Annotated in this window: 13 protein-coding genes and 1 riboswitch; of the genes, 7 read left to right on the top strand and 6 right to left on the bottom strand. The window is 39.1% G+C overall.

What is annotated here, in order from left to right; all coding sequences use genetic code 11:
- Positions 1-37: 37 nt before the first annotated feature.
- The gene (locus L5B83_RS07890; protein ID WP_250350489.1) at positions 38-664 is read right to left on the bottom strand and encodes an NAD(P)-dependent oxidoreductase; all 627 of its coding nucleotides are present in this window, start codon (positions 662-664) and stop codon (positions 38-40) included.
- A gap of 150 nt (positions 665-814) precedes the next feature.
- On the opposite strand from L5B83_RS07890, the gene L5B83_RS07885 reads away from it, so the two are divergent.
- From L5B83_RS07885 to L5B83_RS07875, 3 genes are all read left to right on the top strand, one after another.
- The gene (locus L5B83_RS07885; protein WP_265778082.1) at positions 815-1,165 is read left to right on the top strand and encodes a winged helix-turn-helix transcriptional regulator; all 351 of its coding nucleotides are present in this window, start codon (positions 815-817) and stop codon (positions 1,163-1,165) included.
- A gap of 70 nt (positions 1,166-1,235) precedes the next feature.
- Positions 1,236-2,303, top strand: coding sequence for an AAA family ATPase (locus L5B83_RS07880; protein WP_265778081.1), 1,068 nt, complete (start codon positions 1,236-1,238; stop codon positions 2,301-2,303).
- 1 nt (position 2,304) lies between these two features.
- On the top strand, positions 2,305-2,811 hold the full coding sequence (locus L5B83_RS07875) for a hypothetical protein (RefSeq protein WP_265778080.1): 507 nt from the start codon (positions 2,305-2,307) through the stop codon (positions 2,809-2,811).
- Positions 2,812-2,922: 111 nt separating this feature from the next.
- Here the strand turns inward: L5B83_RS07875 and thrS are convergent, their stop codons facing one another.
- Both thrS and grxB read right to left on the bottom strand, forming a co-directional pair.
- Positions 2,923-4,863, bottom strand: coding sequence for a threonine--tRNA ligase (thrS, locus tag L5B83_RS07870; RefSeq protein WP_265778079.1), 1,941 nt, complete (start codon positions 4,861-4,863; stop codon positions 2,923-2,925).
- Between the two features lie 228 nt (positions 4,864-5,091).
- Positions 5,092-5,742 (bottom strand): glutaredoxin 2, encoded by a 651-nt coding sequence (grxB, locus tag L5B83_RS07865; RefSeq protein ID WP_265778078.1) that lies wholly within the window; start codon positions 5,740-5,742, stop codon positions 5,092-5,094.
- Between the two features lie 151 nt (positions 5,743-5,893).
- Here grxB and L5B83_RS07860 point away from each other — a divergent pair, with 151 nt between their 5' ends.
- Entirely contained in the window at positions 5,894-6,763 is an 870-nt protein-coding gene (locus tag L5B83_RS07860; protein WP_265778077.1) for a fructosamine kinase family protein, read from the top strand.
- A complete protein-coding gene (hxpB, locus tag L5B83_RS07855) occupies positions 6,760-7,407 on the top strand; it encodes a hexitol phosphatase HxpB (protein WP_265778076.1) in 648 nt (215 codons plus the stop codon). Before L5B83_RS07860 ends, hxpB begins: the two co-directional genes overlap by 4 nt.
- A gap of 37 nt (positions 7,408-7,444) precedes the next feature.
- Here hxpB and L5B83_RS07850 read toward each other — a convergent pair whose 3' ends face one another.
- From L5B83_RS07850 to L5B83_RS07840, 3 genes are read right to left on the bottom strand one after another with little or no spacing between them, the layout of a single operon-like run.
- On the bottom strand, positions 7,445-8,389 hold the full coding sequence (locus L5B83_RS07850) for an ABC transporter substrate-binding protein (RefSeq protein ID WP_250363169.1): 945 nt from the start codon (positions 8,387-8,389) through the stop codon (positions 7,445-7,447).
- Between the two features lie 8 nt (positions 8,390-8,397).
- Positions 8,398-9,153: an ABC transporter permease gene (locus L5B83_RS07845; RefSeq protein WP_442778751.1), complete on the bottom strand. Its 756-nt coding sequence runs from the start codon at positions 9,151-9,153 to the stop codon at positions 8,398-8,400.
- Positions 9,153-9,866: an ABC transporter ATP-binding protein gene (locus L5B83_RS07840; protein WP_250363170.1), complete on the bottom strand. Its 714-nt coding sequence runs from the start codon at positions 9,864-9,866 to the stop codon at positions 9,153-9,155. The genes L5B83_RS07845 and L5B83_RS07840 overlap by 1 nt, the downstream gene beginning before the upstream one ends.
- A 72-nt stretch (positions 9,867-9,938) precedes the next feature.
- Positions 9,939-10,029: riboswitch (TPP riboswitch) on the bottom strand.
- 167 nt (positions 10,030-10,196) lie between these two features.
- Here L5B83_RS07840 and L5B83_RS07835 point away from each other — a divergent pair.
- Both L5B83_RS07835 and L5B83_RS07830 read left to right on the top strand, forming a co-directional pair.
- Positions 10,197-12,107, top strand: a complete 1,911-nt coding sequence (locus L5B83_RS07835) for an FTR1 family iron permease (protein ID WP_265778075.1) — start codon at positions 10,197-10,199, stop codon at positions 12,105-12,107.
- Between the two features lie 35 nt (positions 12,108-12,142).
- Positions 12,143-12,664, top strand: coding sequence for an iron transporter (locus L5B83_RS07830; RefSeq protein ID WP_017805905.1), 522 nt, complete (start codon positions 12,143-12,145; stop codon positions 12,662-12,664).
- Positions 12,665-12,745: the final 81 nt, after the last annotated feature.

The following is a 12,745-nucleotide window of genomic DNA, read 5'->3' as shown; positions in this document are numbered from 1 at the left end:
ATTCTAAACTCAAATGACAAGATGATTGACTTATGAGTTATGAAAAAATAGAAATACGCTGACGGATATGCTCTCCTTTTACTGCTTCATCAATCATCGCAATGGCATAATCAGCATAGCTCACATAGCTTTCACCTTGTTCATTTAGCGTAAAAATTTCACCCGCTAAACGATAATGCCCCGTTTTCTTGCCTTCAGGATCGAAAACCGCCGCTGGGCTAATGTATGTCCATTTCACATCATCACGTTTACGCAATTCCATTAACGCTTTTGCCATTGCTTGGGCTAACGATTTATATTCAACGGGGAAATCTGGCGTATCCACAAGTTGCACCGTTAAGCTATCATCAATATAAAGGCTACCTGCACCACCCACAACGAGTAAGCGAACATTTGTTCCTGCCAAAATATTACATAAATGGGCTAAAGAGCTGCTATGCTGTGGCAATGTTTCAGGTGTCCACGCGGCAAAGGCATCAATAACCACATCAAATCCTGCAAGATCTGCGTTGGTTAAATCAAACAAATCTTTTTTCAGTATATTTTGTGCGCTGCTGTGATTTTCATTGCGAACCACCGCAGTTACATCAAAACCGCGTGCTACCGCTTCTGCGACAATCAAACGCCCTGCTTTACCATTTGCGCCAATTACTGCTAGTTTCATTTTTCTTTCTCCTTGTTTAATGATAACTAAAAATAGTTCTGTTACGTTTTTGTTGAGCGTGATAATATCTCTTTAGCAAACAAAAAGAAAGTAAGCACCCAAAAGTGCGGTAGTTACTTAAAGGAAACTCATATTGAAAAATAAGGAAAAATGTTGAAAGAAACAGATAAAAAATTACCCGATTGTGAAGTGGAAATCACATTAATGATGATGAGTGAACGTTGGCGTGTATTGATTATTCGCGAATTATTATCTGGCACAAAGCGTTTTGGTGAATTGAAAAAAACCTTAAACGGCATCTCACAAAAAGTGCTAACGGCTAATTTAAGGGCAATGGAAAGCCAAGGGTTATTAACGCGAAAAGTCTATGCGGAAGTGCCACCACGGGTGGAATATACTCTTACAGAAGACGGAATAAGCCTAAAAAGCGTGCTTGATGCAATGGCTATATGGGGAGAGAGTTATCGGCAAAAATATCAAGACAAACAAAAAGAACGATAGAAATGATGACTTGAATTTACATTAATTCCCTGTAAAATAGTCAGCTCATTTATTAATTCTAGGTATAAATATGCCAACTACTCAATATCAATATGTTAAATATTTACAATTGGATAATTTTAGTTGTTTACCAAATGAAACATTTAACTTCTCAAAACATTTAAATATTATCATTGCTGAAAATGGTTGTGGGAAGAGTCATTTATTGAAGATATTATACACGCTATTAGAAACAGGAGCTAATGAGAAAAATAAGCCTATAAAAAGTGAATCTCAAAAAGTTATCGCCGATAAATTATTATCTGTATTTAGACCTGATTCCTTAGGTCGTTTGGTTAAACGTCAGCAAGGAAGAAGCCGTACTGAGGTTACTTGGGCATTAAATGGAGGGGAGAAAAATAAATTCTCATTTTCTAGTAATTCATCTACTCAGGTAAATATTGATAATTTGGAATATACTAAAATATCAATGCCCGTATTTATTCCAACAAGAGAATTAATTACCTTATGCCCTTGGTTTATTTCCTTATATCAAAATCAAGATATTCCCTTTGAAGAAATCTGGCTTGATACTTGTCTATTATTAAACCATCCATTAGCGAAAGGACCAAGAACTAAGAAAATAAAAGAATTATTAGAGCCAATAGAAAGCGCATTAGAAGGAACTGTTATTGAAGAAAATGGAAGATTTTATCTAAAGCAAACGACTCAGACCGGAAAAATTGAAGCTCCTTTAGTAGCTGAAGGTCTTAGGAAATTTGTAATGATTGCTAGACTAGTTGCTACAGGAGCCTTACTGAATAAAGGATATTTATTCTGGGATGAACCTGAAGCCAATTTAAATCCTAAATTAATAAAAGTTGCAGCAAAAATCATCTATTCTCTCGTTAAACAGAAAATCCAAGTTTTTATTTCTACACATTCCTTATTTTTATTAAGAGAATTAGAGTTATTAAATATTAAGGAAAAATTAAAAACTCGTTATTTCTCTCTATATTTTAAAGAAAACACTGCTGATGATTTTAAAGAAAACACTGCTGATGTCGCACTCGAACAAGCAAATCATATGCATGATTTGAAGAACATTGTTTCTTTAGATGAAAGCTTAAAGCAATCTGACCGTTATTTAGGAGACTAATATGTCTTTTTCAATAGAAGAAGGCTCACTTAAATTTATATTTCAAAACCAAGTTACTGCAGTTAAATATGATAACTGGATACATTATCGAAATCAATTCAAAGATAGATGTTATAAAAATAATAAAGCCGTTGATTTTATTGCTTGTGATAGAGATACAGCTTGGCTTTGTGAAATAAAAGATTTCAGGATAGCCGATAGAAATCCAGAAAAAATACCTCTATATGATGAAATAGCGATAAAAATAAGGGATACTCTCGCAGGTCTCATTTCTGCAAAATTGCTAGCAAATGATCGTAAAGAAAAAGAATTTGCTAAAAAGGTTCTTCGATGTAGAAAAATAAATATAATTCTCCATATAGAACAGCCAGAAACTCCTTATTACAACTTATCTGATTTAAAAGATAAACTCTGTCAACTTTTAAAAGCGATTGATCCGCATGTTAAAGTAATGAGTAAGAAAAAAGTTTATAACGTACCTTGGTCAGTTGAATATACTCATACCTAATCCAAGATAAAATATGGAAAAAATCACCGTACTTATTAAAAACGCTTAAAAGTGCGGTTGTTTTTTATTGCAAATAAAAGCGAGCATTTAGCTCGCTTTCTTTATTGTGAATTAATCTTGTCTAAGCTCACCAAGCAATTTCAATTCTCGGTTTTTCACTTGATGTTTCAGCATTTCAGTAAATTCTGCGATGGTGAATGTACCTAAATCAGCCCCTTTACGAGTACGCACGGCGATTTTGCCTTCGGCAATTTCTTTATCGCCACAAACTAACATATAAGGTACGCGTTTTAAGGTATGTTCACGGATTTTAAAGCCAATTTTCTCGTTGCGTAAATCTGCTTTAGCACGCAAGCCCGCATCAGAAAGGGCTTTCACCACCTCTTTTACATAATCCGCTTGGCTATCGGTAATATTCATCACCACAGCCTGAGTTGGAGCAAGCCAAGGTGGGAAGAAACCCGCGTAATCTTCGGTGATAATGCCGATAAAACGCTCTAACGAACCTAGAATCGCACGGTGAATCATCACTGGAGTTCGGCGATCATTGTCTTCCGCAACATAAGACGCATTTAAACGACCCGGTAAAGCAAAATCAAGCTGGATTGTGCCACATTGCCATTCACGATCAAGGCTATCACGCAGAGCAAATTCAATTTTAGGCCCGTAAAATGCGCCCTCACCTTCTTGAATTTCGTATTCTAAGCCATTGTGTTTTAAGGCATTTGCTAGACCTTGCTCTGCTTGATCCCACATTTCATCAGAACCAATGCGTTTCTCTGGACGCGTAGAAAGTTTCACTTGGATATTATTGAAACCAAACGTACTGTAAATATCATAAACCATACGGATACAACTGGTTACTTCGCTTTCAATTTGATCTTCCGTACAGAAAATATGTGCATCATCTTGGGTAAAACCACGCACACGCATTAATCCATGCAATGAACCTGACGGTTCGTTACGATGACAAGAACCAAATTCTGCCATACGAATTGGCAGATCACGGTAAGATTTTAAGCCTTGATTGAAGATTTGCACGTGTCCGGGGCAGTTCATTGGTTTAATGGCATATTCACGGTTTTCTGATGAGGTGGTGAACATTAAATCACCATAGTTTTGCCAATGCCCTGTTTTTTCCCATAAAACACGATCCATCATAAATGGCCCTTTCACTTCTTGATAATCGTACTCTTTTAATTTAGTACGCACGAAAGTTTCAAGCTCACGGAAAATCGTCCAACCGTCATTGTGCCAGAACACCATACCCGGTGCTTCTTCTTGCATATGATAAAGATCAAGCGCTTTACCAATTTTACGATGATCGCGTTTTGCTGCTTCTTCTAAACGTTGCAAATAGGCGGCAAGTTGTTTTTTATCCGCCCACGCTGTGCCGTAAATACGCTGTAACATCTTGTTTTTGCTATCACCACGCCAATATGCACCAGCCACTTTTTGTAATTTGAAATGATGACAGAAACGCATATTTGGTACGTGTGGGCCACGACACATATCAATATATTCTTCGTGGTGATACAGCGCTGGGGTGGCTGTTTTTTCGATATTTTCATCTAAAATCGCCATTTTATATGGCTCACCACGTTGTTCAAAAGTATCTCTTGCTTCTTGCCAAGTTACGCGTTTTTTCACCACATCATAATTGGTTTTTGCTAGTTCAAGCATTCTTTTTTCAATGGCGTCAAGATCTTCTTGCGTTAAAGAGCGGTCTAAATCCACATCATAATAAAAACCGTTTTCAATGGTTGGCCCGATAGCCATTTTTACATCAGGGAAAAGCTGTTTAATCGCGTGTCCTAATAAATGCGCGCAAGAGTGGCGAATAATTTCTAGTCCGTCTTCATCTTTGGCGGTAATAATTTCTAGCTTGGCATCTTGATCAATCAGATCACACGCATCACGGCGTTCACCGTTCACACGCCCTGCGATAGTTGCTTTGGCTAAACCTGCACCAATATCTTGTGCAACGTCAAGCACTGTAACGGGTTTATCAAATTGGCGTTGTGAGCCATCGGGTAAAGTAATAATTGGCATATTAAATCCTTATACAGTGGTTACCCATACGAGAGGTAACTTGTTGATTAAATTAAAAATAAACTAAAAAAGCACCGCACTTTGTTATACCTACAATGTATTTTCCGCACTGTGCTTTCTCTATTATCGAATCGCTTTTGGTATGGCTTTCGATTTAAGCGAGTGATCATACGCTATTTTGCGTTGAAAACCAACTTTCTCGCCGATTTTCCTCGGCGTTTTACAACGCTAAACGGCTTTATCGAAATATAATTCAACTTGCGATAAGCTCGCCATCGTTTCCACATAGGCTTTCACTTTTGGCGGGAAAACAAGCCCTTTCACACAAGTGAGGTTGCGTAACATTGGGAAAAGCAAAATATCTTCCATCGAAAGCTGATTATTTACCCCATTTTCTGACAAAATCAATGGTTCAAGAGCGGTAAAATCTTGCTGTAATTTTTCAATATATTGCGCAGAATTCGCAAGATTTTCAGCAAAATCACCAATACTTTCTGTTTTCTTTTTCACGAAATAATCCACCGCACTTTGGGTAGCAAATTCAGGCAAGCCTAACTGCACAAAACGCGGCAATAACAGATGATTATAATAACTGCCGACTGCTTTCATCCACGCTTGCAGATCGCTACGCACCTCATCATCGGGTAACAAGCGATTGCCATAGTTTTGATCCACATAATGCACAATATCTAAACTTTCTGGCATTGCTGTGCCATCTTCTTTAATCAAGATTGGCGCCATTTTCTTTCCAATCAAGGAAACTGGCGTTGCTTCATCATCACTTAATAGCATTAGCTCTACCACAGGCAAATTCTTTAAGCCAAAAATCATTCTGGCACGCACGCAGAATGGACAATGATCATAGACGTATAACTTCATTTTTGCTCCTTAATAAATTATTTATGTAAATCTGGGCTACCTTACCGCAAATTTTTTGATCCGCAAATAAAAAACTTGATGTTCATCACAGATTATTTTGCCAATTTTCTTTACGATCAAGACGTGGTACAAGTTGAATATAGGGGGACTTATGTGGAAATCAATTTCTCAAGTTTTAGCCGAACATCTTGGTGCGTATTATTTTATCAAGCAAAAACGTAAAGTGCATACGGGCGAAATGCACGAAGCTTGGATTATTGATGATGGCATCCAGCCTGTTTTTGTCAAAATCAATACAAAATCCTACCGCTCTATGTTTCGCGCCGAAGCGGATCAATTGGCGTTGCTAGCCAAAACGGGCTGTGTTCAAGTACCGCAAGTTTACGGTGTAGGCTGTTCGCCAAACCACAGTTTTTTACTGTTAGAAGCCCTTCCTTTCACCTCCCCTACTGAACAAAGTATGGCACAATTCGCGCCCCAATTAGCTCAACTTCACCAATGGGGAAACGTTGAGCATTACGGATTTGATTTCGATACTTGGCTAGGGCCGGTTTATCAGCCAAATGGGTGGTCAGATAATTGGGCAACCTTTTTTAGCGAACAGCGTATTGGCTGGCAATTACAGATCTGTAAAGAAAAAGGTTTAGACTTTGCGGATATTGATAAGTTGGTTGCCCTTGTTGCCAAACGTTTAGCCAAACATCAACCAAAGCCTGCGCTATTACACGGCAATCTTTGGATTGAAAATTGTGCAGCAGTAACTGGCAAGCCTTTTACTTATGATCCCGCCTGTTACTGGGGCGATCACGAATGCGATCTCGCATTTAGCGAATTATTCCAACCATTCCCAGAAAAATTCTACCAAAATTATCACCGTACTTTACCTATTGATGAGGGCTATGCACAACGTAAACCGCTTTATCAGCTTTATTATTTATTAAATTTTAGCCATCGTTTTTCAGCCCACTATGTGGCACTCACGAATGCCGTTATTGACAAATTATTCAAGGAGAATCTATGAAATTTCAAGCAGTTATCTTCGATATGGATGGTGTATTAATTGATTCAGAACCCTTTTGGAAACAAGCTGGCATAGACGTATTTGATCAAATTGGCATTGCAGTCAGCCAACAAGAAATGCAAGCGCTAACAGGAATGCCTGCGGCGGGCATTATCAAAACTGTTTATCAACGCTATCAACAAATGCCTGTTCCTGTTGAAGAGATGGTAAAGCGAATGAATGACTGCGCCATTTCAATGATTTTGGAAAATAAACCGTTAATGCCCAATGTGCCAGAAACCCTTGAAAAACTCACCGCACTTGGTTGTAAACTGGCGGTTGCCTCTGCTTCACCCCGTTATTTATTAGAACAAATCACCGAACGCTGTGGGATTGCGCGCTATTTCCAATATCTTTCCTCAGCCACAGAATTGGATTATAACAAACCCCATCCACAGGTGTATTTACACGCTGCACATCAATTAGAGATCGACCCTCAAGCCTGTTTAGGCATTGAAGATTCCGTGCTAGGAATGACGGCGGTGAAAGCTGCCTCAATGCACTGTGCCGTTATCCCAGCCCGAATGGAACGCAATGATCCTCGTTGGTCATTAGCCGATTATAAACTCGAACAGCTAACCCAAATCCCTGAACTTTTTGCATAAAAAACGGGCGGAAAATCACCGCCCTTTCTATTCGATGTTATTCAACTTGAATAGCATAATCAGACAATTTAGGCACCTGCTTAATCAACCCTTGTTGCTGCATAAATTTTGCCATTTTTTCGTAACGTGCATTATCTAATGCGCTCGGGCGTAAGCTCAAGCGTGGTAAAGTATCACGCCAAGCCAAACGATTAAGTTCATTGTCTAAATCTTGTGGTTTATAACTGACAAATGACTGCCAACTTTGTTGTGGGTGATTTAAGATATAAACACTTGCTTGTTCAAGTGCGGTCAAAAATGCACGGATTTTTTGCCTAGAAAGCTGATTTCTATTGGCGACTAAAATCAATTCATCGTACATGGGTACGCCTTGTTCTTCTGGATAAAACGCCTTACCGGGTTTCTTTTCTATATCCATCTGATTTAGCTCAAAATTGCGAAATGCGCCAATAACGGCATCCACTTGTCCACTGAATAACGCAGGGGAAAGCGACCAGTTCACGTTCACCAATTCCACATCATTTAAAGAAAGACTTGCAGATTTCAGCATTTCACCAAGCAAGGCATCTTCAAAACCACTGACTGAATAGCCGATCTTTTTCCCTTTTAAATCGGCAATTTGTTCAATACCACTGTCTTTTAATACTACAAGGCTATTCAAGGGGGTTGAAATTAATGTGCCGACACGCACCAGTGGCAAGCCTTCCGCCACTTGCATTTGCAACTGAGGTTGGTAATCCACGGCCAAATCCGCCTGCCCTGCTGCCACTAATTTAGGGGGCATTGAAGGGTCGGCTGGCTCCACAATCTCAACCTGCAAGCCATTTTCTGCAAAAAAGCCTTTTTGTTGCGCCACAATAATGGCGGCGTGATCAGGGTTCACAAACCAATCTAATAATAAGGTTAATTTTTCTTTGGCTTGCACGCTAACGCTCACCCCTAAAGTTAAAATTAAACTGCATAAATACCATTGTTTTTTCATTTTTTCTCCTAACGTAAATGACAGACCCAAGGAATAATGCGGTGAAGCAATCTATCTATCACAAAATACAACAAGAGTGCGATAACAACCAAAATAAACAACGCCGCAAACATTAAACTAATTTGGATTCGTGCATTGGCTTGCAACATCAAATAACCAAGTCCTTGCGATGAACCCACCCATTCGCCCACAATCGCACCAATGGGGGCAACCGATACGGCAATTCGTAACCCTGAAGCTAACGCGGGTAAGGCAGCGGGCAAACGGACTTTAAATAATAATTGCTGCGATGAGATCCCCATTGTTCGAGCCAGCTCCAACCATTGCTTTGGGGTGTTACGCAAGCCGTCATAACAGGCAGCAGTAACAGGAAAATAAATAATCAAAATCGTCATTGCGATTTTTGATGCAATACCGTAACCAAACCAAAGAACCAATAAAGGGGCAATCGCAAAAACAGGAATCGCCTGCGAAGCAATTAAAATGGGTAATAAAAAAGCAGAAAGTGTTTGTGAAGAAGCAAGCAATAAGGCAGAAAGCAAACCAAATAAAAAACCTAGCACCAATCCTAACAAAATTTCCCATAAGGTAATTTTGCCGTGCATAAACAATAATCCCCATTGTGAAGAGATTTCATTAAGTACGGAAACGGGTTCAGGCAATAAATAGTGAGGGATCGAAAAGACGAAAATTGCCCCTTGCCAACATAAGGCAAAAAATAACGTCATCATTAATGCTCGGAATAAACTTTGCCACGCCAACATTATTGTTCCTCCATTAATTGCGCAAACAAATATTGCTGCAATTGCCATAATTTTTCTTGTGAAAAATCTCGTGGTGCATTACCTTGTGGGCAAATAGGTTCAGAAAGCTGAACAGGTTGCTGGCGTAAAATATAAATTTTATCTGCTAACAATAAGGCTTCTTGCGGATCGTGGGTGATTAGCAGTACGGTTTTATCCTTTAATAAACGATGTGAAAGTTGCTGTAATTGCAAACGGGTTACCGCATCTAAAGCAGAAAATGGCTCATCCATTAAAATAATCTCCGCCTCCTGCATTAATGTGCGAGCCAGGGCAACGCGCTGACGTTGTCCACCAGAAAGTTGATAGCAAGGTTTGTGCAAATGTTGTTCCATTTTCACCGCACTTAATAATGCCCGCGCTTTTTCTTCCGTTTTTTTCGTTTTGCTATGAGTAAGATGTTGATAAAGCTGAACATTATCTAAAATCGAAAGCCAAGGATACAAACTATCCTGTTGTGCAAGCCAAGCAATTTTCCCTGAACATTTAATGTTACCCTGTGTAATCGCCTGATGTTCTAACCCTGCAATAGCACGCAATAAAGTGGATTTTCCCACGCCTGATGCACCAAGCAATGCCACCCATTCCCCTTGCGATACCGTAAAATGAAAATGCGAAAATAAAGGTTGCTCAGCAAAGTTAAGTTGAAGATCGGAAATGTCGATCGCTTTCATCGTTCACTCACAAATCAACGTGATTGAAAAAAGCAATAATAGAAGAGCGGTAAGAATTTAATAAAAAAAGAAGAGCGTTCATAATTAGTTTCCTACGTCAGTGTTAGCTGTATCAGGTTCACGGGTATCATCTCAGCTTAAATAAGCACCCCGACTAATGGAAAACAGTCTAACGGAAGTTCAATTAAAAATCAAAGGATTAATCCGCAAGAATTACTTGATCTTTATCAAGAAAGACAAAATGCTCTTTTTTTCTACTTGATAAATATTTCAATAGAGGCATAATATTATGGAAATAAGAATAACTTTTATTTAGATTAGAGAATAAAAATGGGGCTTTTGCGTTACTATCGTTATCTATTATGTTTAGCTTTGATCTTTTTCACTTCTTTCTCCTCGGCATCTGAAAACTATCAACAATGGATTCAAGACATCGAAAATCGTCTTGATAAAACCGCTCAGCTTTACCAAGAAAAGCAAATTGATGATGCACGTAGTGAAGTGCAAATGGCTTATTTTGAAGTGTTTGAAAATTTAGAAGGGCCAATTCGCATTAACTTTTCTGCGCAAAAAAGTTACCAAATGGAAGCCACTTTTGGTGAAATCCGTAAAATGATCGGTGAAGGTAAACCCTTGTCTGAAGTGCAGAATAAAATCAGCCAACTAAAACAAGATCTGCAATTCGTCTTGCCTGTTTTAGAACAAGGTCATCAGCTCAACGCCTCTAATCAGCACGATGTTTATCAGCATAATGAGATTGATCCTTATTGGCAGGAAAGTTTTAGAACCATTGATGATCTGCTCGCACAAGCCATCAGCACGTACCAAAAAGGTGATCTTGCCCAAGCGAAAAAACTTATTCAGCAAGCCCAATACGATGGCTATAAAAACAGCGAAATGGAAATGTCCATTCGTAAAAACCGTTCTGCCGCTATTTCTGCGAGTATTAATCAGCAATTTTACGATCTCATCAAATTAAGTGAACAGCCTGAACAAATTAATGCCTTGGGTTACCAAATCACCGCCTTATTACAAGATATCGAAGAACAACTTCCTCAACTTCCAACCACGAAAACAGCGCAAGCTACAAATCAAAGTGCGGTGCAAAATTCGCAAGATCTTTCTGATAATCAAAATTGGGCGGACGTGGCAAGCCAAGTTAATCAAGGTATTACTAATGCCATTGCCTTATTTGAAAAGGGAGAAAGTAAAAAAGCCATTCTTGCTGTGCAAGACACTTATTTTGATATTTTTGAAAACAGTGGAATGGAAAATAAAATAGGCTCTCGTGATAGCCATTTCAAAACAGAAATTGAGGGCTATTTTACCCGTTTAGTCAGCTTGATGAAAGCCAACCAGCCTGCACAACAGCTTCATCAACAAGCAGAAGGTTTAGCGCAAAACTTAACTAAAGCTGTGGAAATGTTGCAAGGTAATCAGCAAAGCGATTGGACAATGTTTCTTTACAGTTTCTTGATTATGCTCCGTGAGGGCTTAGAAGCCTTATTGATTGTCGCCGCCATTGTGGCTTATTTAGTGAAAAATAATCATCAAGATAAATTACCTGTGATTAAACAATCCGTTTACGTTGCCTTAACTGCAAGTGTCATCACCGCTGCGATTTTCCAATTGGTCTTTTCTAATTCGGGTGCAAGTCGAGAATTACTCGAAGGCTTTACGATGATGATTGCAGTAATAATGCTATTTATGATGAGTTATTGGCTACTTTCCAAAGTTGAAGCGCAAAATTGGAAACGCTATTTAGAAGGGAAACTCTCCGCCGCTCTCACCACGGGATCACTTATCGGTTTATGGATCACCAGTTTTCTTGCGGTTTATCGCGAAGGTGCGGAGACCGTATTGTTTTATTATGCGTTGGCGGGGGATGCCACTAACGCAATGAGCTATGTCTATTTATTTGCAGGCATTCTCGCAGGCATTGTGGTGCTTGCTATTTGCTATGTCATTATGCGTTATTCTGTCGTTAAATTACCGCTTAAACCGTTCTTTATGTTTACGGGATCTTTTATGTATTTAATGGCATTTATTTTCGCAGGAAAATCGGTACTAGAACTGATTGAAGGAAAACTGTTTGAGCCAACGCTGGTTGCCAATGTGCCAGAAATTTCGTGGCTCGGCATTTATCCTTATGTTGAAACCCTAACGCCTCAGGCTATTTTACTTATCGCCGCCGTTTTTGCTTTATTCTATATGAAATATCAAAGCAAAAAACAGGCTTAATGTTGATTTTAAACCCTTAACAGATAGGAGTCCCTATGAAAAAAACATTTGTTGCAGCCACTTTATTAGCGGGAATTTTAACCGCACCTTCCGCCCTTGCCTTCAAAGAATACCCAATTGGTGAAGCGGTAACAATGAACGGTATGGAAATTGCTGCCGTTTATTTACAACCTATTGATATGGAACCACGTGGAATGGGATTATCTGCTAAAGATTCAGATATTCACCTTGAAGCGGATATTCACGCCACTAAAGGCAACGACAATGGCTTTGGTGAAGGTGAATGGATGCCATATTTAACCATTGCATACACCCTTGTAAACACTGATACGGGTGAAAAACAAGAAGGTACATTTATGCCAATGGTAGCTGGCGATGGTCCACATTATGGCGCAAACGTGAAAATGATGGGCGTGGGTAACTACAAAGTAACCTATCATATCGATCCGCCATCAAAAGCAGGTATGCACCGCCATACTGACAGCGAAACAGGGGTAGGTCGCTGGTGGAAACCTTTTGATGTAAGCTATGAGTTTAAATTTACTGGATTGAAATAATCAGATTTCAATTAAGTAAAATAAGCAAAGATTAACCTAGCACTTCAGTGCTAGGTTTCGTTGTTACTAAAACAAACGTAA

This window comes from Avibacterium sp. 21-599, from assembly GCF_026226765.1.
Lineage (GTDB): Bacteria > Pseudomonadota > Gammaproteobacteria > Enterobacterales > Pasteurellaceae > Avibacterium.
This window is presented reverse-complemented; position numbering and strand designations above follow the sequence as displayed.

Excerpts from the sequence above, each read along its gene's own strand:
- L5B83_RS07890 (WP_250350489.1), bottom strand. The coding sequence starts at position 664 with ATGAAACTAGCAGTAATTGGCGCAAATGGTAAAGCAGGGCGTTTGATT.
- L5B83_RS07885 (WP_265778082.1), top strand. The coding sequence starts at position 815 with ATGTTGAAAGAAACAGATAAAAAATTACCCGATTGTGAAGTGGAAATC.
- L5B83_RS07880 (WP_265778081.1), top strand. The coding sequence starts at position 1,236 with ATGCCAACTACTCAATATCAATATGTTAAATATTTACAATTGGATAAT.
- L5B83_RS07875 (WP_265778080.1), top strand. The coding sequence starts at position 2,305 with ATGTCTTTTTCAATAGAAGAAGGCTCACTTAAATTTATATTTCAAAAC.
- thrS (WP_265778079.1), bottom strand. The coding sequence starts at position 4,863 with ATGCCAATTATTACTTTACCCGATGGCTCACAACGCCAATTTGATAAA.
- grxB (WP_265778078.1), bottom strand. The coding sequence starts at position 5,742 with ATGAAGTTATACGTCTATGATCATTGTCCATTCTGCGTGCGTGCCAGA.
- L5B83_RS07860 (WP_265778077.1), top strand. The coding sequence starts at position 5,894 with ATGTGGAAATCAATTTCTCAAGTTTTAGCCGAACATCTTGGTGCGTAT.
- hxpB (WP_265778076.1), top strand. The coding sequence starts at position 6,760 with ATGAAATTTCAAGCAGTTATCTTCGATATGGATGGTGTATTAATTGAT.
- L5B83_RS07850 (WP_250363169.1), bottom strand. The coding sequence starts at position 8,389 with ATGAAAAAACAATGGTATTTATGCAGTTTAATTTTAACTTTAGGGGTG.
- L5B83_RS07845 (WP_442778751.1), bottom strand. The coding sequence starts at position 9,153 with ATGTTGGCGTGGCAAAGTTTATTCCGAGCATTAATGATGACGTTATTT.
- L5B83_RS07840 (WP_250363170.1), bottom strand. The coding sequence starts at position 9,866 with ATGAAAGCGATCGACATTTCCGATCTTCAACTTAACTTTGCTGAGCAA.
- L5B83_RS07835 (WP_265778075.1), top strand. The coding sequence starts at position 10,197 with ATGGGGCTTTTGCGTTACTATCGTTATCTATTATGTTTAGCTTTGATC.
- L5B83_RS07830 (WP_017805905.1), top strand. The coding sequence starts at position 12,143 with ATGAAAAAAACATTTGTTGCAGCCACTTTATTAGCGGGAATTTTAACC.